Genomic DNA, 23,203 nt, shown 5'->3' with positions numbered 1-23,203 from the left:
CCCCCCCCCCCCCCCCCGCCCGCCCCCCCCCCCCCCCCCCCGCCCCCCCCCCCCCCCCCCCCCCCCCCCCCCCCCCCCCCCACTACAGGTGAAGCGCTACCGGTAAGGCCCCAGCCGAGCATGACTCGGCTCTACATGTGGGGCGTTAAATCCTGTAGGCCACGGCCTTCATAGCCTTGGACGCCAATGCCATTACCGACGGGATCGGGAACGGCAGCTTGCGCGCGCCGGCATGTTCGGCGTGCTCGGCGTGGCGGGCTTCATCGAGCTTCATGACCTTGAGGATCTCGCGGCTGCGCTGGTCGGCCGGCGGCAGGGTGTGCAGGTGCTCGTCCAGATGTGCTTCCACCTGACGCTCGGTTTCCACCACAAAGCCCAGGTTCCAGCCGTCACCGCGCAGGCCGGCCAGGGTGCCGATGGTGTAGCTGCCGGCATACCACAGCGGGTTGAACAGGCTGGGGCGGCTGTCCAGTTCGCGCAGGCGATCGGCGCACCAGCTCAGGTGGTCGGTCTCTTCCTGTGCGGCTTCCAGCAGGTGTGTACGCGTGGCCGGGTCGCGGGCGACCGCTGCCTGGCCGAAATACAGTCCTTGCGCGCAGACCTCGCCGACGTGGTTGATACGCATCAGCCCGGCCGCGTGGCGGACCTCGGCTGGTTCCAGTACCACCTCGGGGGTGTCGCCGGCCGGATTGGGGCGGGCTGCCGGCGGATTGCCAAACACCGTATCCAGTGCGCGCTGGGCTTCGGTCAACAGGTGGTCCAGTGGCGTGTGTACGCGGGCGGTGATCATGGCGGGGCAGTGCAGTGGGGTAGGTCCGATTCTCGCTGCTGGCCCGCAGCCTGCCAAGGCCGGGGCGGGGTGCCCGTTCAGGCGTCGGGTTGCGCCGGTGGCGTGTGGCCAGTACAATCCCGCCTCTTCTGTTTCACCTTCACAACGCGTGGCAAAGTTCCGGTGGTTCATCTCGCCGAAATCAGCCCGACCTACCTGAGTTCTTTATGAGCACTTTCACTGCAAAGAACGAGACCGTCCAGCGCGACTGGTACCTCGTTGACGCCGCCGGCAAGACGCTGGGCCGTCTCTCCACCGAGCTGGCTCGCCGCCTGCGTGGCAAGCACAAGCCGGTTTACACCCCGCACGTTGACACCGGTGATTACCTGGTCGTCATCAATGCCGACAAGATCACTGTTACCGGCAAGAAGCTGAAGGACAAGAAGTACCATCGCTTCACCGGTTACATCGGTAACCTGAAGACCGAGTCCCTGGAGCAGGCGCTTGAGCGTCACCCGGAGCGCGTCATCGAGACCGCTGTGAAGGGCATGCTGCCGAAGGGCCCGCTGGGTCGTCAGATGTACCGCAAGCTCAAGGTCTATGCAGGCACTGAGCATCCGCACGCAGCACAGCAGCCGCAGGTTCTGGATATCTAATCATGGCTATCACTCAAAACTACGGCACTGGCCGCCGCAAGTCCTCCACCGCTCGCGTGTTCCTGCGCAAGGGCACTGGCAACATCACCGTCAATGGCCGTCCGCTGGACGAGTTCTTTGGCCGTGAGACTGCACGCATGATCGTGCGTCAGCCGCTGGAACTGACCCAGAACACCGAAAGCTTTGACATTCTTGTCACTGCTGCCGGCGGCGGCACCACCGGCCAGGCCGGTGCGATCCGTCTGGGCATCGCCCGTGCGCTGGTCGAGTACGACGAAACCCTGAAGTCCGAGCTGCGCAAGGCTGGCTTCATGACCCGTGACGCCCGTGAAGTCGAGCGTAAGAAGGTCGGCCTGCACAAGGCACGTCGCGCCACCCAGTTCTCCAAGCGTTAATCGCTTCGGGGTGGGGTTCTTCGGAATCCCACTGGGAAAGCAAAAGCCCGGCTTCGGCCGGGCTTTTGTCGTTTCTGGGATTGGGGGGCAGGTGCTTGGTTGTTGGCTTTGCCTTTGCTCTTGCTTTTGTCTTTGCCTTTGGGCTTTTGCATTGGCATTTGCTTGGTTCTTTGTTCTTGGCATTTGCTTCAGATGTATGCCGTCATTCCCGCGCAGGCGGGAATCGCTCTGGCTCCTGCGTTTGTCTCCGGTTGTGTCTCCGGTTGTGTCGGAGGAGGTGCTGGAGGGCTGGAGGGCTGGAGGTCTAAAGGCCTAAGAGTCGAAGAGCGATTCCCGCCTGCGCGGGAATGACGGCACGCGGCCAGGGCCAGAGCCAGAGCCGAGGCCCCCCTCCCCAGTCCTCCCCTGCGCTGCGCGCAAGGGAGGGGATTGTCTGCTGTGCGCGTTCAGATCTAGGGTGTGGCGCCGTTACCCCTCCTTCCTTGCGCCTAGGGCAGGGGGGGGCTTTGGCTCTTGAGCTTCTGCTCCTGCTCATCCAGAACCTGGAATGCCAGGCATAAAAAAAGACCAGATCTTTCGATCTGGCCTTTTTATAAATGGCAGCCCCGGAAGGATTCGAACCTCCGAATGTCTGAGTCAGAGTCAGATGCCTTACCGCTTGGCGACGGGGCTATGGTGCGTGAAGATTATCGCACACCCGGCCTGCTGGGTGGTCTGGGTGTGATGGTCTGGAATAGAAAAAGGCCTGATCTTTCGATCAGGCCTTTTATATTTGGCAGCCCCGGAAGGATTCGAACCTCCGAATGTCTGAGTCAGAGTCAGATGCCTTACCGCTTGGCGACGGGGCTGTAGTGCAGGTCTAACCTGCGTCCCATGGTGGCTATAGGTGGACTCGAACCACCGACCCCAGCATTATGAGTGCTGTGCTCTAACCGGCTGAGCTACATAGCCTTGGGAGCCGGTAATTCTGGTGGTGTCGTGAGGTTTTGTCAACAGGTTTTTCTGTGCTTGTGGCATGACAGCAGCCATGGCAGAGTCCCCGGCAGTAGAAATTTTAGGAGTCCGCATCGTGATCGATCCGGACGGCTATCGACCGAACGTCGGCATAGTGCTGATGCGGGAAGACGGGCAGGTTTTCTGGGCACGACGTGTGCGCCGGGATGGCTGGCAGTTCCCGCAGGGTGGCATGAATACCGATGAAACCCCGGTCGAGGCCATGTATCGCGAATTGCAGGAAGAAACCGGCCTGCTGCCTGAACACGTTGAAGTCCTGGGGGCGACCCCCGGTTGGCTTCGCTACCGGCTGCCTCCGCGGGCCATACGCCACACCGAGAAGCAGGTCTGCATTGGTCAGAAGCAGGTCTGGTTCCTGCTACGCCTGACCGGCGACGAGGCGCATGTGCGGCTGGATGAAACCGACACACCGGAGTTCGATCACTGGCGTTGGGTCGACTTCTGGTATCCGGTGGAGCACGTGGTGATCTTCAAGCGTGGCGTTTACGCACGCGCGCTGCGTCATCTGGCGCCTCTGGCGCGGGGCATCGCAGGCCAGGGGGTGCAGGCGATGCCTGCGTCCGCCCAGGAGGCCTGGATGCCGGGTAGCAGCGCAGGCCATGAGCGCCCGCGCAAGCGCCCGCGGCGTCCAGGGGTTTGGCGCGGCAAGAAGATTAATAATGATTAACGTACGAAATTGACAACCATTCGCATTTGCGATTGAATGCTGGCACGGCCGATAGGTGCCGGGTTCTGGGGCGTCAAGCCGTGTACGTTTGCATCTGCAATGGAGTTACCGATCACCAGATCCGTGAAGCCGCGCTTGCTGGCTGCGACACGGTGTCTGAGCTGACCATGCGCACCGGTTGCGGCTCCAACTGCGGTTCCTGCCTGGACATGGCGGCCGGCCTGCTGGAGCAGGCGCGCGCCACCCGCGAGCTGCCCTTGCCGCTGCTGCGGGCGGCCTGAACAGGCTTCGTCGCCACCGCCAACGGCGGTGGCTAATGATCACGATTCGCGTTCCTTCATTGTCTGCCGGCAACCGGTAAAGTGCGCTCGTTCCTCTAGTCGGAGTCAGCGCCATGAAAGGCGACGCCAAGGTCATCGAATTTCTCAACAAGGTCCTCTACAACGAGTTGACCGCCATCAACCAGTACTTCCTGCACGCCAAGATGCTGAAGAACTGGGGCTTGAACGAGCTGGCCGAACACGAATACAAGGAATCGATCGACGAGATGAAGCACGCCGACGTGCTCTCTGATCGCATTCTGTTCCTCGAAGGTTTGCCCAACTTCCAGGCGCTGGGCAAGCTGCGCATCGGCGAAAACCCCACCGAGATTCTCAAGTGCGATCTGGCGCTGGAGAATGAGGCGGCGCTGGTGCTGCGCGATGCAGTCGCCTATGCCGAATCGATCAGTGATTACGTCAGCCGCGAGCTGTTCGTGAAGATCCTCGATTCCGAGGAAGAGCACATCGACTGGCTGGAGACCCAGCTTGATCTGATCGAGCGGATTGGCGAGCCGAACTACCTGCTCACCAAGCTGGAAGACTGATCCCGCTGCAGCGGGATCACTCCTGCGCTTGCGCGCGCTGTTCGGCCTGATAGCCGGCCAGCGCCATGCGCGCGCGCGAAAACTCCGCCACGATCAGCGCCACCATCACGGTGGGCCGCTCCAGCGTGCCGCTGCGCGCGCCGTGCTCAAGCCGGCGCGCGGCTTCGGACAGGGCCAGTACGCCGACATTGGCACTTGAAGACTTCATGCTGTGCGCCAGCTCGCCCAGTCGCTTCAGGTCGGGCATCACTGCTGCTTCCTGCAGATGCCGCACCAGTTGCGGGGTCTCGTCCAGGAACACGTCGATGATGGCGTTGATCTCGTCACCAGCAATCTCGAACAGTTCGTCCAGCACGCTGCGCTCCAGTATCGAGGCGGTGATGCCATCGGTATGGGCGGTGGAGGCGGCGGCCAGTGCGTTGGCGGAGAGGTCGGGGCTGGGCATGCTGGTAACCGGATCGGCAGTTGCGGTGGATGCTGGCTTGAAGGCCAGCAGGCAGTTCAGGAGTTGTGCGCGGGAGATGGGTTTGGACAGGTATTCGTCCATGCCACTGTCCAGGCAGCGCTGGCGGTCGCCAGCCATGGCGTTGGCAGTCATGGCGATGATCGGCAGCCGCTGGCTGGCGCCGCTGCTGGCTTCGTGCTCGCGCCAGCGGCCGGTGGCGGCAAAGCCGTCCAGTACCGGCATCTGGCAGTCCATCAGCACCGCGTCGTAGCGTTTGGCGTGCATCTTGTCGAGGGCGATGGCGCCGTTCTCAGCCGCTTCGGTGCTGGCGCCGAGGACCTTCAGCAGTTTCTGCGCGACCATCAGGTTGACCGAATTGTCCTCGACCAACAGCACCAGCATGCCAGCCAGGTCTGCGCCTGCGTTGGCGTTGCTGGTGACCGCGGCTGGCGCCGTCACCGGCTTGCTTTGCGCGCTTGCCGGGAAGCCTGCCGGTGCAATTGCTGCCGCTGTCGAAGTGGACGTAGCCGCAACAGGCGTTATCGCAGCCGCAAAGGCGTTGCTTGGCAGGAGTGAGGGGGGTGGGCTGGCAGCAAGCTGCAGCGGTTCGGCCAGCGCATTGCGCAGCTGCGTATCGGGCAGTTGGCGCGGCAACAAAGTGGCACCATCGCGCAGCCCTTCGGCGATCGGTGCATCGCCGTACAACCACAGCAGGCGTGGACGGCTCTGATCCATGCGCTCGATCGCGCGCTGCAGGGCCGGGGCGCTGTTGCGCAGGGGTTCCAGGTCGCCGATCACGGCGTGGAAGATGCCGGACACGGTGGGCATGCGCAGGCGTTCCAATGCTTCCTGCAGGTTGTTGGCGATAACAGGTTGGTAGCCCCAGTTCGGCAGTATCAACTGCAGCCGTTGGCGCAGGCGCTGCTCGGGGGTGACCAGCAGCACCTGGCGCATTTTGCGCAGGTGATCGGGCTGATGCAGGTCGCCGATGACTTTCAATAGCGGAATTTCGAACCAGAACGTGGAGCCACGCAGGGGCTCGGAGTGCACGCCGATGCTGCCATGCATCAGGTCGACGATGCGCTTGCAGATGGCCAGCCCCAGCCCGGTGCCGCCGTACAAGCGGGTAGTGGACGCGTCGGCCTGGGTGAAGGCGTTGAACAGTCGCTGTTGCTGGCTTGCATCCACGCCGATGCCGGTGTCGCGCACTTCAAAGCGCAGGCGGTGCTGCGCCGCGGTTTCGCCCAGGCGCTTTACATGGATGCTGATTTCGCCAAGTTCAGTGAACTTGATCGCGTTGACCAACAGGTTGCCCAGTATCTGCCGCAGGCGCACCGGGTCGCCGCGTACCGACAGGCGCACTGCTGGGTCGATGTGCAGCGACAGGCGCAGACCTTTGTGCTCGGCTGCGCGTTGCATCAGCCGCAACATGCCGTCCAGGGTTTCGCGCAGGTTGAAGGTGGTGATTTCCAGCTCCAGCCGGTTCGCTTCCAGCTTGGAGTAATCGAGGATGTCGTCGACGATGCGGAACAGCTGCCGTGAACTGTCGGTGGCGGTATCGAGCATGTTGCGCTGGTCCAGGCTCAGCGGGCCTTGTGCCACCAGTTCCAACATCGGCAGGATGCCGTTCAAGGGCGTGCGGATTTCATGGCTCATCGTGGCCAGGAACTCGCCCTTGGCCAGGGTGGCGGCTTCGGCGGCCTGTTTGGCTTGCAGCAGTGCTTCCTGCAGCGTGCTGTGGTCCTGTGCGGCAACCTGCAGGCGGGTGTTTTCCAGTACCTGTTCTTCGAGCTGCAGTTGCAGGGCATGCGCCTGCCGTTGTTGGCGGCTGGCACCAATGGCTGCCAGCAGTGCGGCGACCACGGCGACGCCAGCACTGGCAGCGGCGGCGACGGCAGGGACGGCGGGAATGAAGCTGGCCGCGCACGCAGCGGCGGCGCAGCCTGCTGCCAGCAGTGCCCAACCGCGCGCAGCGCCCGATGCAGCCGCGCTCACAGCACCGCGTTCTGGAAGTCGAAGTTGAGCTCGCTGCCAGCGCGTTGCACCACGTTGCCCTGGATGAAGTCGATACCGCCCATCCACATTGCGGCGGCAGCCTGCGGATCTTCGATCTGCTGGCCGATGATCTGCAGGTTGGCGCGGTGGGCAAGGTCGATGGTGGCGCGCAGTTCGTCACGCAGCTTCTGGTTGGTATGGCTTTCGGCGTAGCGTGCGGCCATGCGTACGAAGCTCAGTGGCAGTTGGCTCAGCAAGGCATTGGCCTCGTCGCCGGGCTCGAACTGGCTCAGGCAGAACTGCACGCCGGCCGGCATCAGCTGCGCGCAGAACTGCTGCAGGCTTACCGCATGCACCAGTGCATCGGACAGGCGCACGTCGATGACCAGGCCGTTGCCTGCGACCTCGCGTTCCTTCAGTGCGGTGAGCAGCCATTCGGCATAGGCGCTGCGCGAGAGCGAGCGCAGCGACTGCGAGACGAACAAGCGCATCGGCGGCTGCGCGAACTGGTACAGGTGCAGCAGACCCAGCGCGTGTTCGACGACCTGTTGGTCAAGGTCGGCGATGCGCCCGGCCGCTTCGGCCGCGGGAATCACCTGACCGGCAGACAGCAGGGTGCCGTTGCTCTGGCGCAGGCGCAGCAGCAGCTGGTACTGCGCGGTGTCGCCGCCGGCGACCGCGACGATCGGCTGGTAGGCCAGTTCGATCTGGCCATCCAGCAGGGCCAGGTGTTCGTTGTTGATGGTGACGTCGTTGCTCTCGTAGGCGGCAATGCCGGTGCTGCTCAGCCGCGCCTGCAGGGCGGTGCGCTCCACCGCTTCCAGCGCGGCGTCGGCATCGTGCAGATCCTGCGACAGGTTGGCGTGGCCGACCACGCAGCGCAGGAACACGGATTCGTCTTCGCGTGGTGCAAAGGGCTGCGCGGACAGACCATCGCGGACCTGTTGCGCCAACGCCGGTACAGCCGCTTCCTCGATGCCGCGGGTAAGTAGCAGGAAGCTGTTGTCATTGAGGCGCGCCAGCTGGTGCGGGCGTAGGTTCTCGGCCAGACGTTGCCCGGCCTGCACCATCAAGCGCTCGTAGCTGGCATAGCCATAGCGCTCGCGCAGGCCCAGCGCGCTGGCGATCTCGATGAACATCAGGCCGGCCGATTGTTGCTCGGCGATGGCGGTCTGCAGCTGCTGCATCACGTTGTGGCGGGTCGGCAGGCCGGTCTCGGGGTTGTTCATCAGCGGGCCGGCATCGGCCTTGCCCGGCGCCTGCATGCGGTTGCGGCGGATGCGGTTGGCGACGGCGGCGACCAGGTGGCGCGGCCGGATCGGTTTGACCAGCACATCGTCGGCGCCGCAGTCGAGTACTTCGAACTGGCGGTCAGGGTCGGCTTCGCCGGTCAGGAACACGATCGGAAGCAGCTGCTGGTGTGGCTGCTGGCGGATCATCGCAGTCAGACGCATGCCGTCGAGCCCGGGCATGTGCAGATCCATCAGGATCAGGTCCGGGCGGTGCTCACTGATGGCCTGCTGCACACCTTCCACGTCCATCTGCACGAAGGCCTGCATACCGGCGCCGTGCAGCACGCTTTGCGCAAACAGTGCCTGCGAGCGGTTGTCTTCGACGATCAGCACGCGGTAGGGCGTGTCATCGCCGACATCGCTGGCCATGGCGGCCGCAGCTGCGTCGGCGCTGGGTTTGAGCTGTGCCTGCACGGCCTCGGTGGGCGGCGCATTGCGCACGCTCCAGCGCTGCCAGTAATCGGCTGGTGGGGTTTCCGCGCGTAGCGGGCGGTTAGCGGTGGTAAGAGTGTCGTTGCTGGCCATCGATGGAGAGTATGTGCTCACGGGGCGGGGGGCAGTGAGTGGTCACCTGGCTTGGATAGTGCCGAAGCTGGCGTGTCGGTGCTGGCGAACATGCGTTTGAGTCCGCGCCATAGCATGCGCCACACCAGCCATACCGTCAGGGCGCCAATGATGCTGGCGCTGAGTACGAAGATCAGTGCCAGCCACGGGTGCGCCAATGCCAGCGCCAAGGTGCCGATCACTACGCTGTCTTCGGCAAACGAGGCCATCCAGTTGCTGGCCGGTTCCGGCGAAGTGTTGAGCAGGGCACGGGTGCCGGCCTTGAGGCCGTGGCTGGTCAGCGCGATGCCGGCACCTGCGGCCAATACGCCGGTACTCAGCTCGCCATTGGGTGACAGGGTGGCAGCGGCAAGGAAAGCGCCGGCCGGGACCCGCGCCAGGGTCTGCAGCAGATCCCAGATCGAATCCACGCCGGGTATCTTGTCGGCAAAGAACTCGGCCACGGCCAAGGCGCCGGAAGTGCCCAGTACCCACCAGGATTCGGTGGCCTGCAATGCCGGCGGCAGGTCCACCCAGCCCATCAGCCCGGCCATGCCGACGCCGAACACGGTCAGATAGACACGGATGCCGGCCAGCCAGGCCAGCAGGATGCCGATGACGAATACGTGGGCTTCGGTCATGGGAGGTGATTCGGCCGGATACTGTGAGCAGGATCGCAACTATCGAGCATGCCTGCGGTGATTGCCAGCCGTCAGCGAATAAGCGCATGTACATAAGTGTCGTTTACACTGGTCCGTCGTTTCAGACCGAGCACGGGTGTCGCCCTTCCGGGGGCACTGGAGCCTGCCATGACCAACCGACCTTCCTCACGTTTCCAGATCACCCCGCGTGGTGGCGCGGCCCCGCGCCCAGGCTGGGTGCCGATTGCTGTTCTGGCGGCAGCGTGGCTGCTGTCGCTGCTACTGGTTGGCTGGCTGGCGGCGCGCTACGCCTCGCCCGATGCTGGCGGCATGCGCGAGAAGCTGCGCCAGAGCGAGGCCTTGGTAGGACAGCAGCGCAGCCAGCTGGAAGAACTGCGCCAGCGCCAGGCCACGCTGGAGGCATCGGACAAGATCAGCCGCGCCGCCAACAGCGAAGTGCAGACCTCGCTGGGCGAGCGCGACGAAGAGATTGCCGGCCTGCGTGCCGACGTTGCCTTCTATGAACGTCTGGTCGGTTCCACCAGCCAGCGCAAGGGACTGAACACCCATTCGGTGGAGTTCACCCCGGAAGCGGCCGGCACCTGGCATTACAGCGTGGTGTTGACCCAGAATCTCAATCGCGGTGCGATCAGTCAGGGCCAGATGCGGTTCTCGGTTGAGGGTGTGAAGGACGGAAAGCTGACGACCGTCAGCTGGGATGACCTACATCAGCGCAAAGGCGCACCGGGGCAGGATTATTCCTTCCGTTATTTCCAACAACTGGACGGTAGCGTGATGCTGCCCCGGGATTTCACACCGCAACGTGTGCGAGTCTCCCTGTCCGGATCCGGGGGGGGCTCCAACCAGACATTCGATTGGAAACTCGCTGGCAACGGCAGAGGGGAATAAACATGTTCAAAAGCAAGTCCAAGCACGACACCGACCTGGCCGTAGACGCCTTGATTGGCTCCCAGGTGGAAATCCGCGGCGACGTGGTTTTCAGCGGCAGCCTGTATGTGGAAGGCTGCATCATCGGCAAGGTAATTGCTGAGGAAGGCGCCAAGGCGATGCTGACCTTGGCTGAACAGGGCCGCATTGAAGGCGAAGTCCGCGCCGCCGTGGTAGTGCTCAGTGGCAGCATGGAAGGCGATGTCCATGCCAGCGAGCGGATCGAGCTGAGCCCCAGCGCCCGTGTCACCGGCAACGTGCATTACACGGTGGTGGAAATGAGCGCCGGTGCGCAGCTCAACGGCCGCCTGCTGCACACCGCAGCGATGGCCGCACTGCCGGCGCCGGAAGCCAAAACCGCCGAGAAGTCGAAGAAAGCTGAAGCCACGACGGCTTGAAACAGGGGCTTGCCGCCCCCATCCTGAGCGCCATGAGCACCTTAGTTTCCTTGCCCGGCGTGCAGCCGGCGCCTGATTACCAGTCCTTGGATCGCCCGCTGAATTTCACTCCGGCGGCTGCCTCCAAGGTGCGTGAGCTGATCCAGGACGAGGGCAACGCTGCGCTCGCCTTGCGTGTCTATATCCAGGGCGGCGGCTGTTCCGGCTTCCAGTACGGTTTCGAGTTCGATGAAAACCGTGCCGAAGACGATCTGGCGGTGGTCACCGAAGGCGTGACCCTGCTGGTCGATCCGCTGAGCCTGCAGTATCTGATGGGCGCCGAGGTGGATTACAGCGAAAGCCTGACCGGTGCACAGTTCGTGATCCGCAACCCCAACGCCCGCACCACCTGCGGCTGCGGTAGCAGCTTCTCTGTCTAAGCCGTTCTGGCCGTACCGCGGCTGGTTGCGCTTGCTGTGCTTTGTCGTCAGGCTCTGACGGATGCTGAATTCTGAATCCCGTTTTGTCGGGCACGCCTTTGTTGGTGCGCCCTTGGACCGTGCCGATGCGCTGCGTGCTGATGCCGATGCATTGGCCGCTTTATGGCCGACGGCGCAGGTATTGGTGCTGGACGTTGATGGCACCGCGTTTGCCGATGATGACCGGCAGCCGGCCTTGTTCAGTGGCACCGATCTGGGCGGTGGCCCGGGCACGGCGATCTTCCTTGGACTGCGTGAAGGCTGCGCCTGGTTTGTCGCCGAGGCGGCAACGCTGAGTGTGCAGGCACCGCAGCGCATGGACCTGCGCCAGGCCGCAGTGACCTGGCCGGCCGAGGTGGCCGACGTGTTCTGCTATGCACGCGGGATGTCGTACTGGCATTCGCGCAATCGATTCTGTGGTGTCTGTGGCTCGCCGGTGCGCTTTGGTCGCTTCGGTTTCATTGGCCATTGCGACCAATGCCGCACCGAGCACTACCCACGCGTAGACCCGGCGGTGATTGTCGCGGTCGAAAACAATGGCCGCCTGTTGCTGGGCCGGCAGAGCAGCTGGGTCGCGCGCCGCTATTCGGTGCTGGCCGGGTTTGTCGAGCCCGGTGAAACCTTCGAGCAGACCGTGGCGCGTGAAGTATTCGAGGAAGCGCGGGTGCGGGTGATCCAGGCGCAGTACCAGGGCACCCAGCCGTGGCCGTTCCCGGGCGCCTTGATGGTGGGTTTCCGTGCCAGCGCGCACGATGACGTGCCGACCGTGGATGGTGAGCTGGAAGACGCGCGCTGGTTCAGTGTCGAGGAGGTCGGCGCGGCGCTGCAGCGAGAGAACAATGACGACGGCCTGGGCATCCTGCTGCCACCGCGGCTGTCGATTGCGCGCACCCTGATCGAGCAGTGGTACCAGAGTCAGCGCCAGTGAGTGTGAGCTGCCAAGCGGTTCACCGGGTTGTTTGGCGCTGGCAGGGCCTACAATCAAAGGCCGGAGGGATCGCATGTTCACAACCTTGGTAGCGGTAATCGCAGCACTGGTGCTCGGCCATCTGGCCCCCGCGCTGCTGGCGACGTTGCGGGATTGGCGCTGGTTCGGGCGTTGCCTGGGCTGGTTGCGTGCGCAGCTGGGCGAATCGGCCGCGCATTACGTTGTGTTGCTGCTGATCGCGCCCTGCGTATTGTTGACCGGCTTACTGCAATGGGCCCTGGCTGAGCGTCTGTTCGGTCTGCCCGCCTTGTTGTTCGGCATTGCGGTACTGGCCTTGTGCTGGGGCCCGCGCGACCTGGATCGCGATGTCGAGGCGGTGATCGATGCCGAAGACGAGCCGGCGGCAGCACTGGCGGCATCCCGGCTGCAGGCGGCAGGCGGCAGCATGCGCGAGGACGCGCCGGGTCTGGTCGAGGCGACCGCGATCAATGCCCTGCGGCGCTGGTTTGCACCGCTGTTCTGGTTCCTGTTGCTGGGGCCGTTGGGTGCGGTGTTGTACCGGTTGCTGGCACAGTCCTCGCAAGGCCTGCAATCACAGTTGCTGTCCACTGAGGAGCGGCGTGCCGCTGATTTGCTGTTGGCGGTGCTGGAGTGGCCGGTGGCGCAGCTGATGACATTGTCGATGGCCTTGGTGGGTAATTTCGACACGGTGTTTTCGGCCTGGCGTCGCGCTGCGGGCAATCGCTGGGCGCTGCAACTTGGTTTTCTGGCCGAGGCCGCACGCGCCAGCGTTGGCGCCGAGCTGGTCGAGGAGGCTGAAGAAGCGCGGCTGGCGGGGCAGGTCCCGGCAGACGAACGCTACCCGGAACTGCGCGATGCGATGAGCCTGGTCTGGCGCATGTTGCTGCTGTGGATGGCCTTGTTGGCGCTGCTGGTGATCGCCGGCTGGGTGGGCTGAGCCAAGAGCGGCCGTAGCCCGGGTAAGCACTGCGTCCCCCGGAAGCAGGAATCTGTTGATGTTTCAGGCGGCCCGCCGAATGCCCCGGGTGCGTGCTGTTTACTCGGCCGACGTGATTGCGTGGCTTTTGAGCCCGGCCTTCAGCCCGGCGCCAACAGGTTGAACGGGTACCAGGGCAGGTTGCGCAGCAGCCAGTACGAGAGGATCACCACCAGCCATGGGATTGGTCGGGCGAACAGTCGCACCAGCCATTGCAGCCGTGCCGGCCATAGTCCGGCGCCATGCAATGCCATCACCAGCACCGGCACGATGGACACGATCAATAGCGGATTCATTGCCATTGCCTGCGGCAGGTCCAGATGGACCAGTGCGTGCAGGCAGCGGGTGCTGCCACAGCCCGGGCACCACAGACCGGTAAGCGCATAGAACGGGCAGGATGGCAGTGGATTGCCCGGAATATTCGGGTCGATCCGGCTCAATACCGCTGCCGCGCCCACGCCGATGCTGGCAATCGCGGCCAGGGGCATATAGCGCAGCAGGTGTTGCGGGAACTGCATATCAGGACAACAGGCCGGCCGGATCCGACCGGCCTGTTGGGTTCATCAGTAGCCGGAAGCGCCGCTCATCGCGCCGCCCACACCGAGCACCACGAAAACGATCACGTACAGGATCACCAGCACAACCCAGCCCAGTACCGACCAGATGGCCCACTTCTTGGCCTTGTCGGCGGCGTCACGGGCGCCAGCGATGTCGCCAGCAGCCAGCAGGCCATTGACCTTGGCAGCGTGGACGATGGAGACGATGCCCAGCGGCAGGCAGCAGAACAGGGTGGACAGAATTGCCCAGACGAGGTTGTTGGATACGGCGGGACTGCTTGTATTCACGTAAAACTCCTTTTTGAAAAATCAGCGTGACTTGCAGGCATTCGCCGCAGTCAACGGCGAGATGATCATTGTGGCAATCCAGCATAGGGGCCACGTGATGAAACCGATGAAAACAAAGCACAGCAGGAAGTTGACGAAGGCAATTGCCCAGTAGCCGAACATGATGATCAGGCCGGTGGCGACGTTGCCCGCGTACAGATGACCAATACCGAAAACCTGGAAAAACCCCGGCAACACCTCCAGCAACGCTGCTATCCCGCCGGATTTCTGCGGATGGTAGTAGTGGTGTACCTGCTGCGGCGCGATAGGCGGCGCAGGTGGTACGGCTGGCAGTGATGGCGTGGCGTTGTCCATTTATCCCCTTGCTCCTTGGCTGTGCTGCGGTCTCCGGCAGACACATAGGGCGCTAGCCTAGCCACTTGTCCTATTTCTGGAAAGTGGTGTCCCCTACTTACGCTTCGTCACCACGCAACTTGCGGACCAGGATTTCGAGCTGTGGGGCATCGGTATGGACGCCATCCACCGGTGGCCCGGCGACAACCTCGATGTGCGCGCGGAAGCGGCGTGGCACCCGCATCTGCCCCAGCCGGGTATCGCGGCGGCTCCACATGCTGGACCACATGCCCTTCAGCGCCATCGGCACCACCGGCACCGGGCGCCGGGCCAGGATCTTCTCCACCCCTGACTTGAAGGCGGCGATTTCGCCGTCCTTGGTCAAGGCGCCCTCGGGGAAGATGCAGACCAGCTCGCCTTCAGCCAGCGCCGCATCCACCTCGTCGAAGGCGCGCTGCATCAGCGCGGCGTCTTCCTTGGGGCTGGCGATCGGGATGGCCTTGGCGGTCTTGAAGATCCAGCGCATCACCGGCACGTTGAAGATCTTGTAGTACATGACGAAGCGCGCCGGGCGTGGGATCACCGCCGAAAGGATCAGCGCATCCATATAGCTGACGTGGTTGCAGACGATCAGCGCGGCACCTTCGTCCGGCACATTGTCCTCAACGCCCTTGACCCGCAGCCGGTACAGGGTGCGCACCATCACCCAGCTGAGGAAGCGCATCAGGAACTCGGGCACGATGCTGAAGATGTAGACCGCGACCACGATATTGGCGACGGCCAGTGCCAGGAACAGTTGCGGGATGCTCCACTTGAGCACGCTCTGGGTGAGCAGGCCCAGCACCGCTGCCAGCACGATGAAGCCGGAGTTCTGGATGTTGAGCGCGGCGAACACACGCGACATTTCAGATTTCGGTGTGCGGCTCTGGATCAGCGCGAACAGCGGCACCACGAAGAAGCCGGTGAACAGGCCGATGCCGAGCAGGTCGATGATGATGCGCCAGCTGCCGGGCTGCTGGACGAAGCCGGCAACATCCAGCCCGGCCACGGTCACCGCGCCGGTACGCGCGAAATACAGATCCAGCAGGAACGCGCTCATGCCGAAGGCGCCCAGCGGCACCAGGCCGATTTCGACAATGCGCCCGGACAGCTTCTCGCATAGCAGCGAGCCTACGCCGGTGCCCAGCGAGAACAGCGCCAACGCGAAGATGTAGAGGACTTCGTCGCCGCCCAGATTGACCACCGCATAAGTCGGCAGCTGCGAGGTCAGGACGGTGCCGAAGAACCAGAACCAGGACACGCCGAGGATGGCGTTGCGCACTGCCTTCTGCTTCTTGGCCAGGCGCAGCACCACCAGCGATTCGCTGATCGGGTTCCAGTTGATCTTCAGTTCCGGCGCACCAGCGTCCACGCGCGGAATCATGCGTGCGGTGAAGTTGCCGATCAGCGCAAGCGCGATGATGGCAACGGCAGCAACGATCGGACCATGGGCGCCGGCCAGCGCGAAGATCATGCCGCCGGCAATCATGCCGGTGAGGATGGAAATGGAAGTGCCCATTTCCACCAGGCCGTTGCCGCCGGTCAGTTCTTCAGGCTTGAGGATGGATGGCAGTACCGAGTATTTGACCGGGCCGAACAAGGTGGATTGCAGGCCGGTGCAGAACAGCGCCACCAGCAGCACCGGCATGTTCTGGGTAAGGAAGCCGACCGCCGCCAGCGACATCACCACGATTTCCATGGTGGTGGTGATGACGATGAGTTTCTGTTTTTCCAGCTTCTCGGCGATCTGCCCGGCAAGTGCCGAGAACAGGAAGTAGGGCAGGATGAACAGTGCCGGCGCCAGGTTGGTGTACAGCGTGCGTTCTTCGCTGCTGACGCCGAGGTAGAACAGCAGGCCGATGATCGCCTGGCGGTAGATGTTGTCGTTGAACGCACCCAGCGCCTGGACGATGAAGAACGGGAGGAAGCGGCGCTGCTTGAGCAGGGCGAACTGATTGTGGCCGGACATCGTGACTCCTCGGTGCTGCGCGGCACATTAGCAGAACGGCATGATGGTATTGGTCAAGCCGGGCTCGCATTGCAGATGCCTCTCAAGCGTCGCTTTCGGGCAACAGTCCCAGCAATGCACGGGCAGCCGGGGTCGGGTCAGCCCGCCACACCGCGCAGGTACGGAAGCGGAAACCTTCGGCCAGCGGCCGCACAAGCGTGCGCTGCATGCGCGCGGCCATGCTGTCAGGCACCACTGCAACCGCCAGGCCGGCAGCGACCAGCTGTTGCTGCAATTCGCTGTGAGTAACCTCGTATTGCAGCTGGGCCTGGATGCCGCGTTCGCGCAGGGCGTCATCCAGCATGCGGCGCACCCCGGCACCGGGCACCAGGGCAGCCAAAGGCAGGCCTTGCAGCGCCTGTAGCGGGATTGCCACGAGACTGGCCAGCGGATGATCGATGGGCATCACCAGTGACAGCCCTTCCTCGTGCAACAGGCGGTGCTGCGGCGGCAGGCTGATCTGTGGGCCAACCCCGACCAGCGCCACGTCCAGGCTGCCTTGCTCCAGCTCGGCCAGCAGCACATCGCTCATCCCGGCCTTCAGGTGTACCTCGACGGCAGGGTGGGCGGCCCGGAACGCCGACAATAGTGCCGGCACATCGACCACATTGAGCGAGGTTATCTGGCCGATGTTGATGCGGCCACGCACCGTGCCCAGGGTCAGCGCCATTTCCTCCTGCAGGCGTGCGGCCGCCTGCAGGGTCAGCCGGGCGTTGTGCAGGAACACCTCGCCGGCAGCGGTGGGCCGTACCCGCCGGTGGGTGCGCTCGAACAGGCGGGTGCCGAAGGCATCCTCCAGCCGCGCGATCTGGTGGCTCAGCGCCGACTGCACGGTGTGGCAGCGGGCCGCTGCAGCGGTGAAGCCGCCTTCCTCGGCCACGGCGACGGCGAATTCGAGCTGGCGCAGGGTAAACATGCCATCACTGAAACAGATGGATGGGATGAAAACAATACATTGGCGTCATTGATGGCGGCGGCCCAGACTTGCCCCTGTTCCCGCCGTGGTCTCCCCCATGAATACCCCCGCATCCCCATCCCGCCACCGTCCCTTGAGCCAGGCCCAGGTGCTGCTGCTGGCCGCTGCCACCGGCCTGATCGTGGCCGGCAACTATTACGCGCAGCCCTTGCTGCAGATCCTTGCGCAGCAGTTCCAGATCAGCGCCGAGCAGGCCGGCTGGGCGGTGACGGTGGCGCAGTTGGCCTATGCCGTTGGCCTGATGCTGATCGTGCCGTTGGGCGACAGGCTGGAGCGGCGTCGGCTGATCGTTGTGCTGTTCGTGCTGGCCGCGGTGGGTTTGGCGATCAGCGCGACCGCGACGCACTTCATGCAGTTGCTGGTGGGTACGGCGCTGTCCGGGCTCAGCGCGGTGGCGGCGCAGATCATCGTCGCGCACGCGGCGGGTCTTGCCGAACCGGAGCAACGTGGCCGGGTGGTCGGCACCATCATGGCCGGCTTGCTGCTGGGCATTCTTCTTGCGCGCACCGCCTCCGGTGTACTGACCGGTCTGGGCTCCTGGCACACCATTTACTGGGTGGCCTGTGTGGCGCTGCTGGTGTTGGCGGTGGTGCTGGCGCGGCTGCTGCCTGCGCATCAGCCCAGCGCCACGCTGTCTTACCCGCGCCTGATCGGTTCGGTGTTGGTGCTGCTGCGAGATGAGCCGCTGCTGCGTCAGCGCTCGCTGCTGGGGGCGTTGTCGTTTGCGGCCTTCAGCGTGTTCTGGACGCCGCTGGCGTTCCTGTTGTCCGGCCCGGCCTATGGCTATTCGATCGCCACGATCGGCTTGTTTGGTCTGATCGGCGCGGCCGGTGCGCTGGCTGCCAGCAGCGGCGGCAAGCTGAGCGATCGTGGCCATGGCCGCGCGGTGGCCGTTGGCGGATTGCTGATGATGCTGCTGTCGTGGGTGGTGCTGGCATTCTCGCCAGTGTCGCTGGCGGCCCTGGTAGTGGGCGTGTTGTTGCTGGATATCGCCGTGCAGGCGGTGCATATCAACAACCAGAGTGTGATCTACCAGCTGGATGAAAGCGCCCGCAGCCGCATCACCTCGGCCTACATGACCTGCTATTTCATCGGCGGTGCCAGCGGCTCGGTGTTGAGTACGGTGGCCTGGGCACGCTACGGCTGGACGGGCGTCTGCGTACTGGGTGGCATGGTCTCCGCGATCGGCCTGCTGGTGTACTTCATGCCAGCCCGCCGTGCTGTTGTAGGAGCGGCGTAGGCCGCGAAGCTGGTATCGGCTCCGCTGAAGGATTGCCTGCACTCACCATGCACTTTGTGGGAGCGGCGTGAGCCGCGAAGCTGGCAATCGTTCCGCGAACGGATCGTCTGTGCGCTGGGCTGTAGGTGGATCGTTGGGATTTGAAGGCAAAGCCAAAGCCAAAGCCAAAGCCAAAGCTCCCCCCATCCGCCCTCCGGGCACCTTCCCCCGCAAGCGGGAGAAGGGATTGCACACAACCAAAGCAACAGCCAAAGCTAAAGCCGAAGCCGAAGCCGAAGCAACAGCTAGTGCAAAAGCCAACGGCAAAACTACAGCCACGAAGCAAAGCCAAAGGGCTTGCTTACCGTGCCGCCTCGGCCACCACCGCCGGCAACATCGCCTCTTCCGCCGCTGCCCTCAGCTTCGGCAACAGCCGCAACATCAAGGCCAGCTGGGTGCGCACCAGTCGCGACTTCTCATCGATCTCATCCGGCATCTGCTCCAGCGCATCAGCCAACGCGATCTCATCTTCCTGCGGTTCCGCCGGCTGGCGCTTGCCCAGGGCTGCAGCCAACGCAGCCAGCGACTGCTGCAGCTGCCGATGCCCGTCAGCAACCAGCGCATCCTCATTGACCGCATCAGCCCGCGCGCGATGCGCACCCAGGGCCGACAGGTAGCCCAGCAAGGTGTTGGACAGGGCGAGGAAGCGGAAGCCCGCATCCAGATTGCCGCGCGCATAGCCCGGCTCGCGCAGCATGTTCGCCAGGGCCACCGACAGCGCTACGTCGGCGTTGTGCATGTCGCGTCGGGCGATGCGGTAGGGCAGGTCATCGCGCATGCCGCTGCGGTACTGGCCAAGTACCTCGTCCAGATAGGCGGTGCTGGTGGCGATCACCTGCGCCATCACTTTGTGCAGGCGCCGGCCTTCCCAGTCGGGCAGGATCAGCAGCGAGGCGATGGCGGCGATGGCGCAGCCGATCAAGGTGTCGAGGAAGCGCGGCCAGATCAGCACGAAGCCATTGCCGATCAGGTTGAAGCACAGCAGCGCCATCACCGTGATTGCGGCGGTCGCCAGCAGATATCTATCGGTGCGGGTGATGAAGAACAGCAAGGCCGCGGCCAAGGCCAACAGCAGCTGCAGGCCGGTGCCGGGGAACAGCTGCATCAAGGCCCAGGTCACGCCGAGGCCAAGCAGGGTGCCGGCGATGCGCTGCACCAGCCGCAGGCGGGTTGCACCGAAGTTGGGCCGGCAGACGAAGACGATGGTCAACAGAATCCAGTAACCGTTCTCCGGATGCACCAGCTTCAGTAGTGAATAACCGGCGATCAGTGCCAACGCGATGCGTACGCCATGGCGGAACAGCAGCGAGCCCGGCGTCAGCGCCTGACGCAGGCGCCTGCCCATCTCGCGCAAGGTGTGCGGTGAGGAATCGCGCAGGCGGGTGTCGATGCCTTCCAGCGGCGTATCGGCCAACGCAGCCTCGGACAGCTGCCGTTCGATGCTGGATAGGTTGGCGGCAAGCAGCTGCAGCGAGCCAAGCAGGCGCGTCCACTGCGGATTGCGTTGCTCGCGCACGTACTGCAGCGAGGACTGCAGGTCCTGGCCGGCTACTCGCGTGCGTTCGCCGTAGTCGAACGGTTGGCGCAGGCGGATGGCCTGGCCCAGCGTCTGGCAGGCCTTGCCCTGCAGCGACAACAGGCGCCGGCAGCGGTACAGCACGTCGCTGTGGAAGAAGGCATCGGCCAAGGCTTCGTATGGATAGTGCGAGGAGCTGGCGCGTTCGTGGAAATCCTGCGCCATGTAATACAGGCGGAAGTACAGGCCTGATTGCACACCCGGCCGGCCGGAGCGACCAAAGCGGCTGAGGATGGCGGTCTTGGCGATGTTCAGCGCCTGCACCACACGCACGTTCTGCTCGGCCAGGGCCAGCCGTCGTGCTTCCAGATCGCCTTGCCGCACCGGCTCGAACAGATCGGCTTTCAGCTGCAGGTAATGGCCAAGCTCGAAGAACAGCCGCGCCAGCCGCTCGCGCACCGGGCGGTTGGCGAACATCGCCGTCCACAGGATCGAGAGCAGGCCGTACCAAGCCGCGCCGACCAGCAGTGGGATCACCTCGCGCAGCGCCTGTTGCTGGCTGACGTTGTGGTGCTGGTCCATCGCGATCATCGCGTAGATCGCCAGCGTCACCGTGGCTTGGCCAATGGAGGCGTAGCGCTCACCGAGTGCGCCGAGCAGGGTCAGGCCGAAGGCGGACAGTGCCAGGGTGGCGATGAATGGTAGCGGTTGCGGGAACAGCAAGATGACCGCGGCCGCAGCAGCAACAAAGCACAGCAGCGACAGCAACACCGATTTGGTGCGGCCCCACCAGTTGTCATCGGTCTCGGCGATGGCGCTGGCGATGATGCCCAGGAACAGGCCGGGGATGGCTTCGATATGGCCGTCGTACCAGCCATAGGCGATGGCCACGGTGAGCGCGATGAACACGCGCAGCCCGTAGCTGGCTTTTTCGTGGGCCCAGAGTTGGCCGAGGTGACGGTCGAGGCGGCGCATGCCGGAAGCGGAGGCTCGCGGAGTCAATGGACTGTCAGCTTGCGGTGCCATCGCGATGCAGGCAAGCGCGATACGTCTTGAAGCGGCTTGGTCACGTCGCAGCTACGTTGGCGGCGCGCATGAAATCGAGGAAGACACGCAGCTTGGGCGCCAGTTGCTCGCGCGATGGGTAGTAGAGATGGAAGCCCGCATAGGGCGGCTGCCAGGCACCGAGCAGGCTGTGCAGGCGCCCAGCGTCGATGTCGGCGCGGGCGATGGGCTCGAATACCTGCAACAGGCCAAGGCCATCGCGCGCGGCCTGCAAGGCGAGCGTGCTGTCGTTGAGCAACAGCGGTCCGCTTACATCTAGGCTGAAGTCACGGCCATCGCGGCTGAACTCCCACGGCATTACCCGGCCAGTGCTGCTGCGGTGGCGGATGCAGGCGTGGCCGAGCAAGGCCTCGGGCGTCTGCGGTGTTCCGTGCTTGTCCAAGTAGCTTTGAGCGGCAACCACGGTCCAGCGCAGCTGCGGCCCCAACGGCACTGCGATCATGCCGTCAGCCAGTGATTCGCCCAGGCGGATACCGGCATCGAACCCTTCGCCGACCACATCGACCATCGCTGCCTGCATCGCCAGTTCCACTTCAACCTGCGGGTAGGCGGCATGAAAGGCGGACAGATGCGGCAGCAGCAGGTATTCGATGGCGAAGCGCGGCGCGGTGATGCGCAGCTGACCGGTGGCGACGTCGCGGTTGGCTTCCACCGCGTGCAGTGCCTCGCCGATGCGGGCCAGCGCCGGGGCGGTGTCGAGCAGCAGACGTTGGCCGGCTTCGGTAAGGCCAACCCGGCGCGTGGTTCGTTGCAGCAGACGGGTGCCGAGACGGCGTTCCAGATTGCGGATGGTCTGCGACAAGGCTGACGGGGATACCGCCAGTTCGACAGCTGCCTGGCGGAAGTTGGCATGCCTTGCGACACAGGCGAAGGCCGCCAGGGCTGGCAACAGGCTTGGGTCTACTGTGAAGTCAGGCTTCATGGTCAATGCTGAGTATCCGTCTTTATCGACATAGTGGCGAGGGCCTACAGTTGCCTCAGTCCTTTCCCCCGTTGGAGTTGCCGATGAAAACCCGAGTTCTGGGCCGCAATGGTCCCGTCGTTTCCGCGCTTGGCCTGGGCTGCATGGGCATGAGCGCTTTCTATGGCGGGCGTGGTGATGACGCCGCCTCGATTGCGGTGATCCACCGCGCGCTGGAGCGTGGCGTGACGCTGTTGGATACCGCCGACATGTACGGCCCGCATACCAACGAGGTGTTGGTCGGCAAGGCGATTGCTGATCGTCGTGGGCAGGTGTTCCTGGCTACCAAGTTCGGTGTGCGTCTGGACGCGAATGACCCGCAGGCGCGTGGTGTCGACGGCCGTCCGGAGTATGTGCAGGCCGCCTGCGAGGCCAGCCTGAAGCGGCTGGGTGTGGATCATATTGATCTGTACTACCAGCACCGGGTCGATCCGTTGGTGCCGATCGAAGACACCGTGGGTGCGATGGCGCGTCTGGTCGAACAGGGCAAGGTGCGTTACCTGGGCCTGTCCGAGGCCGCGCCAGAGACCATTCGCCGCGCGCATGCAGTGCACCCGATCACTGCGCTGCAGACTGAGTATTCCTTGTGGTCGCGCGAGCCGGAGCAGAACGATGTATTGGCTACCGTGCGTGAGCTGGGTATTGGGTTCGTGCCGTACTCGCCGTTGGGTCGTGGCTTTTTGACGGGTGCGATCCGCAGCCCGGCTGATTTCGAGGACGGTGATTATCGGCGCAACTCGCCGCGCTTCCAGGGCGAGAACTTCGATCGGAACCTGGCCTTGGTGGAGCAGGTCAATGCGATTGCCGCCGACAAGGGCGTGACACCGGGGCAGTTGGCTCTGGCCTGGGTGTTGGCGCAGGGCGATGACCTGGTGCCGATTCCGGGGACCAAGCGTCTGCCGTATCTGGAAGAGAACCTGGGCGCGCTGGATGTATTGCTCAGTGCCGAGGATCTGGCGCGGATTGACGCGGTGTTCCCGGTGGATGCGGCTGCGGGGCTGCGTTACCCGGCGGCAAGCATTGGCAGCGTGCATCGGTAGAGCCGAGCTCTGCTTCAAATGTAGAGCCGAGATCCTATGTTCGCGGTCAAGCCTGCTGGAAGCAGGCTTGACCTACTCTCAGCATGGTCGGATCGAAATCCCGGCCGCTCTTGAAGACACCCCACGCGAT

Annotated in this window: 23 protein-coding genes and 3 tRNA genes; 12 read left to right on the top strand and 14 right to left on the bottom strand. The window is 64.1% G+C overall.

Translation table 11 applies throughout. The annotated features are described in order from the left end of the window. Positions 1-145: 145 nt before the first annotated feature. On the bottom strand, positions 146-790 hold the full coding sequence (gene coq7 / locus ACVOLR_RS17520) for a 2-polyprenyl-3-methyl-6-methoxy-1,4-benzoquinone monooxygenase (RefSeq protein WP_481537572.1): 645 nt from the start codon (positions 788-790) through the stop codon (positions 146-148). 206 nt (positions 791-996) lie between these two features. Here coq7 and rplM point away from each other — a divergent pair, with 206 nt between their 5' ends. Continuing rightward, a complete protein-coding gene (gene rplM / locus ACVOLR_RS17515) occupies positions 997-1,425 on the top strand; it encodes a 50S ribosomal protein L13 (protein ID WP_481516541.1) in 429 nt (142 codons plus the stop codon). A 2-nt stretch (positions 1,426-1,427) separates the two neighbouring features. Further along, a complete protein-coding gene (gene rpsI / locus ACVOLR_RS17510; RefSeq protein ID WP_057626426.1) occupies positions 1,428-1,820 on the top strand; it encodes a 30S ribosomal protein S9 in 393 nt (130 codons plus the stop codon). Positions 1,821-2,417: 597 nt separating this feature from the next. On the opposite strand, the gene ACVOLR_RS17505 is transcribed toward rpsI, so the two are convergent. The 3 genes from ACVOLR_RS17505 to ACVOLR_RS17495 all read right to left on the bottom strand — a co-directional run bounded on the left by ACVOLR_RS17505 (position 2,418) and on the right by ACVOLR_RS17495 (position 2,771). Then, positions 2,418-2,492: transfer RNA gene (locus ACVOLR_RS17505), tRNA-Gln, on the bottom strand. A gap of 101 nt (positions 2,493-2,593) precedes the next feature. Further along, positions 2,594-2,668: transfer RNA gene (locus ACVOLR_RS17500), tRNA-Gln, on the bottom strand. Between the two features lie 26 nt (positions 2,669-2,694). Then, positions 2,695-2,771, bottom strand: a tRNA-Met gene (locus ACVOLR_RS17495). A gap of 118 nt (positions 2,772-2,889) precedes the next feature. Between ACVOLR_RS17495 and ACVOLR_RS17490 the strand changes: the two genes are divergently transcribed. The 3 genes from ACVOLR_RS17490 (at position 2,890) to bfr (ending at position 4,366) form a co-directional block, all read left to right on the top strand. Next, the gene (locus tag ACVOLR_RS17490; protein ID WP_481512344.1) at positions 2,890-3,501 is read left to right on the top strand and encodes an RNA pyrophosphohydrolase; all 612 of its coding nucleotides are present in this window, start codon (positions 2,890-2,892) and stop codon (positions 3,499-3,501) included. 80 nt (positions 3,502-3,581) lie between these two features. Further along, complete coding sequence (locus ACVOLR_RS17485; protein WP_296249808.1) at positions 3,582-3,782, top strand: (2Fe-2S)-binding protein; 201 nt, start codon at positions 3,582-3,584, stop codon at positions 3,780-3,782. A gap of 113 nt (positions 3,783-3,895) precedes the next feature. Further along, the gene (gene bfr, locus ACVOLR_RS17480) at positions 3,896-4,366 is read left to right on the top strand and encodes a bacterioferritin (RefSeq protein ID WP_481510232.1); all 471 of its coding nucleotides are present in this window, start codon (positions 3,896-3,898) and stop codon (positions 4,364-4,366) included. A 16-nt stretch (positions 4,367-4,382) separates the two neighbouring features. Here bfr and ACVOLR_RS17475 read toward each other — a convergent pair whose 3' ends face one another. The 3 genes from ACVOLR_RS17475 to ACVOLR_RS17465 are packed head-to-tail and all read right to left on the bottom strand — an operon-like array spanning position 4,383 to position 9,282. Then, complete coding sequence (locus ACVOLR_RS17475) at positions 4,383-6,806, bottom strand: ATP-binding protein (protein WP_481537571.1); 2,424 nt, start codon at positions 6,804-6,806, stop codon at positions 4,383-4,385. Next, complete coding sequence (locus ACVOLR_RS17470) at positions 6,803-8,623, bottom strand: EAL domain-containing protein (protein ID WP_481537570.1); 1,821 nt, start codon at positions 8,621-8,623, stop codon at positions 6,803-6,805. Before ACVOLR_RS17470 ends, ACVOLR_RS17475 begins: the two co-directional genes overlap by 4 nt. A gap of 17 nt (positions 8,624-8,640) precedes the next feature. Then, positions 8,641-9,282, bottom strand: coding sequence for a DUF4126 domain-containing protein (locus ACVOLR_RS17465; protein ID WP_481537569.1), 642 nt, complete (start codon positions 9,280-9,282; stop codon positions 8,641-8,643). 168 nt (positions 9,283-9,450) lie between these two features. Between ACVOLR_RS17465 and ACVOLR_RS17460 the strand changes: the two genes are divergently transcribed. The 5 genes from ACVOLR_RS17460 to ampE all read left to right on the top strand — a co-directional run bounded on the left by ACVOLR_RS17460 (position 9,451) and on the right by ampE (position 12,972). Then, positions 9,451-10,191: a DUF6776 family protein gene (locus ACVOLR_RS17460; protein WP_481537568.1), complete on the top strand. Its 741-nt coding sequence runs from the start codon at positions 9,451-9,453 to the stop codon at positions 10,189-10,191. Between the two features lie 2 nt (positions 10,192-10,193). Further along, complete coding sequence (locus ACVOLR_RS17455) at positions 10,194-10,628, top strand: bactofilin family protein (protein WP_481537567.1); 435 nt, start codon at positions 10,194-10,196, stop codon at positions 10,626-10,628. A gap of 32 nt (positions 10,629-10,660) precedes the next feature. Further along, positions 10,661-11,047: an iron-sulfur cluster insertion protein ErpA gene (erpA, locus tag ACVOLR_RS17450; protein ID WP_282270651.1), complete on the top strand. Its 387-nt coding sequence runs from the start codon at positions 10,661-10,663 to the stop codon at positions 11,045-11,047. Between the two features lie 61 nt (positions 11,048-11,108). Next, positions 11,109-12,014 (top strand): NAD(+) diphosphatase, encoded by a 906-nt coding sequence (gene nudC / locus ACVOLR_RS17445; RefSeq protein ID WP_481537566.1) that lies wholly within the window; start codon positions 11,109-11,111, stop codon positions 12,012-12,014. A 73-nt stretch (positions 12,015-12,087) separates the two neighbouring features. Beyond that, positions 12,088-12,972, top strand: coding sequence for a regulatory signaling modulator protein AmpE (ampE, locus tag ACVOLR_RS17440; protein ID WP_481537565.1), 885 nt, complete (start codon positions 12,088-12,090; stop codon positions 12,970-12,972). Between the two features lie 140 nt (positions 12,973-13,112). Here the strand turns inward: ampE and ACVOLR_RS17435 are convergent, their stop codons facing one another. The 5 genes from ACVOLR_RS17435 to ACVOLR_RS17415 form a co-directional block, all read right to left on the bottom strand. Then, on the bottom strand, positions 13,113-13,529 hold the full coding sequence (locus ACVOLR_RS17435; protein WP_481537564.1) for a DUF2752 domain-containing protein: 417 nt from the start codon (positions 13,527-13,529) through the stop codon (positions 13,113-13,115). A gap of 45 nt (positions 13,530-13,574) precedes the next feature. Then, the gene (locus ACVOLR_RS17430) at positions 13,575-13,856 is read right to left on the bottom strand and encodes a CD225/dispanin family protein (RefSeq protein ID WP_282270645.1); all 282 of its coding nucleotides are present in this window, start codon (positions 13,854-13,856) and stop codon (positions 13,575-13,577) included. 21 nt (positions 13,857-13,877) lie between these two features. Next, positions 13,878-14,210 carry a hypothetical protein gene (locus ACVOLR_RS17425; RefSeq protein WP_481537563.1) on the bottom strand — a complete coding sequence of 111 codons (333 nt, stop codon included), beginning with the start codon at positions 14,208-14,210 and terminating at the stop codon, positions 13,878-13,880. A gap of 97 nt (positions 14,211-14,307) precedes the next feature. Beyond that, a complete protein-coding gene (locus ACVOLR_RS17420) occupies positions 14,308-16,197 on the bottom strand; it encodes an MFS transporter (protein ID WP_481537562.1) in 1,890 nt (629 codons plus the stop codon). Positions 16,198-16,279: 82 nt separating this feature from the next. After that, complete coding sequence (locus tag ACVOLR_RS17415) at positions 16,280-17,152, bottom strand: LysR family transcriptional regulator (protein WP_481537561.1); 873 nt, start codon at positions 17,150-17,152, stop codon at positions 16,280-16,282. Between the two features lie 97 nt (positions 17,153-17,249). Between ACVOLR_RS17415 and ACVOLR_RS17410 the strand changes: the two genes are divergently transcribed. Beyond that, positions 17,250-18,452, top strand: a complete 1,203-nt coding sequence (locus ACVOLR_RS17410) for an MFS transporter (protein WP_481537560.1) — start codon at positions 17,250-17,252, stop codon at positions 18,450-18,452. Between the two features lie 340 nt (positions 18,453-18,792). Here the strand turns inward: ACVOLR_RS17410 and yccS are convergent, their stop codons facing one another. Further along, positions 18,793-20,982 carry a YccS family putative transporter gene (gene yccS / locus ACVOLR_RS17405; RefSeq protein ID WP_481537559.1) on the bottom strand — a complete coding sequence of 730 codons (2,190 nt, stop codon included), beginning with the start codon at positions 20,980-20,982 and terminating at the stop codon, positions 18,793-18,795. A 91-nt stretch (positions 20,983-21,073) separates the two neighbouring features. Continuing rightward, the gene (locus tag ACVOLR_RS17400) at positions 21,074-21,994 is read right to left on the bottom strand and encodes a LysR family transcriptional regulator (protein ID WP_481537558.1); all 921 of its coding nucleotides are present in this window, start codon (positions 21,992-21,994) and stop codon (positions 21,074-21,076) included. Between the two features lie 83 nt (positions 21,995-22,077). On the opposite strand from ACVOLR_RS17400, the gene ACVOLR_RS17395 reads away from it, so the two are divergent. Further along, positions 22,078-23,073 (top strand): aldo/keto reductase, encoded by a 996-nt coding sequence (locus ACVOLR_RS17395; RefSeq protein WP_481537557.1) that lies wholly within the window; start codon positions 22,078-22,080, stop codon positions 23,071-23,073. The last annotated feature ends 130 nt before the right edge of the window (positions 23,074-23,203 follow it).

It is taken from the genome of Stenotrophomonas sp. STEN030, assembly GCF_056759995.1.
Note: the sequence above shows the minus strand (reverse complement) of the source record. Positions and strands in the feature narration are given on the sequence as shown.

Excerpts from the sequence above, each read along its gene's own strand:
- rplM (WP_481516541.1), top strand. The coding sequence starts at position 997 with ATGAGCACTTTCACTGCAAAGAACGAGACCGTCCAGCGCGACTGGTAC.
- ACVOLR_RS17400 (WP_481537558.1), bottom strand. The coding sequence starts at position 21,994 with ATGAAGCCTGACTTCACAGTAGACCCAAGCCTGTTGCCAGCCCTGGCG.
- ACVOLR_RS17435 (WP_481537564.1), bottom strand. The coding sequence starts at position 13,529 with ATGCAGTTCCCGCAACACCTGCTGCGCTATATGCCCCTGGCCGCGATT.
- ACVOLR_RS17460 (WP_481537568.1), top strand. The coding sequence starts at position 9,451 with ATGACCAACCGACCTTCCTCACGTTTCCAGATCACCCCGCGTGGTGGC.
- ACVOLR_RS17455 (WP_481537567.1), top strand. The coding sequence starts at position 10,194 with ATGTTCAAAAGCAAGTCCAAGCACGACACCGACCTGGCCGTAGACGCC.
- coq7 (WP_481537572.1), bottom strand. The coding sequence starts at position 790 with ATGATCACCGCCCGCGTACACACGCCACTGGACCACCTGTTGACCGAA.
- nudC (WP_481537566.1), top strand. The coding sequence starts at position 11,109 with ATGCTGAATTCTGAATCCCGTTTTGTCGGGCACGCCTTTGTTGGTGCG.
- erpA (WP_282270651.1), top strand. The coding sequence starts at position 10,661 with ATGAGCACCTTAGTTTCCTTGCCCGGCGTGCAGCCGGCGCCTGATTAC.
- yccS (WP_481537559.1), bottom strand. The coding sequence starts at position 20,982 with ATGCGCCGCCTCGACCGTCACCTCGGCCAACTCTGGGCCCACGAAAAA.
- ACVOLR_RS17425 (WP_481537563.1), bottom strand. The coding sequence starts at position 14,210 with ATGGACAACGCCACGCCATCACTGCCAGCCGTACCACCTGCGCCGCCT.
- ACVOLR_RS17420 (WP_481537562.1), bottom strand. The coding sequence starts at position 16,197 with ATGTCCGGCCACAATCAGTTCGCCCTGCTCAAGCAGCGCCGCTTCCTC.
- bfr (WP_481510232.1), top strand. The coding sequence starts at position 3,896 with ATGAAAGGCGACGCCAAGGTCATCGAATTTCTCAACAAGGTCCTCTAC.
- ACVOLR_RS17465 (WP_481537569.1), bottom strand. The coding sequence starts at position 9,282 with ATGACCGAAGCCCACGTATTCGTCATCGGCATCCTGCTGGCCTGGCTG.
- ACVOLR_RS17395 (WP_481537557.1), top strand. The coding sequence starts at position 22,078 with ATGAAAACCCGAGTTCTGGGCCGCAATGGTCCCGTCGTTTCCGCGCTT.
- ACVOLR_RS17410 (WP_481537560.1), top strand. The coding sequence starts at position 17,250 with ATGAATACCCCCGCATCCCCATCCCGCCACCGTCCCTTGAGCCAGGCC.
- ampE (WP_481537565.1), top strand. The coding sequence starts at position 12,088 with ATGTTCACAACCTTGGTAGCGGTAATCGCAGCACTGGTGCTCGGCCAT.
- rpsI (WP_057626426.1), top strand. The coding sequence starts at position 1,428 with ATGGCTATCACTCAAAACTACGGCACTGGCCGCCGCAAGTCCTCCACC.
- ACVOLR_RS17470 (WP_481537570.1), bottom strand. The coding sequence starts at position 8,623 with ATGGCCAGCAACGACACTCTTACCACCGCTAACCGCCCGCTACGCGCG.
- ACVOLR_RS17415 (WP_481537561.1), bottom strand. The coding sequence starts at position 17,152 with ATGTTTACCCTGCGCCAGCTCGAATTCGCCGTCGCCGTGGCCGAGGAA.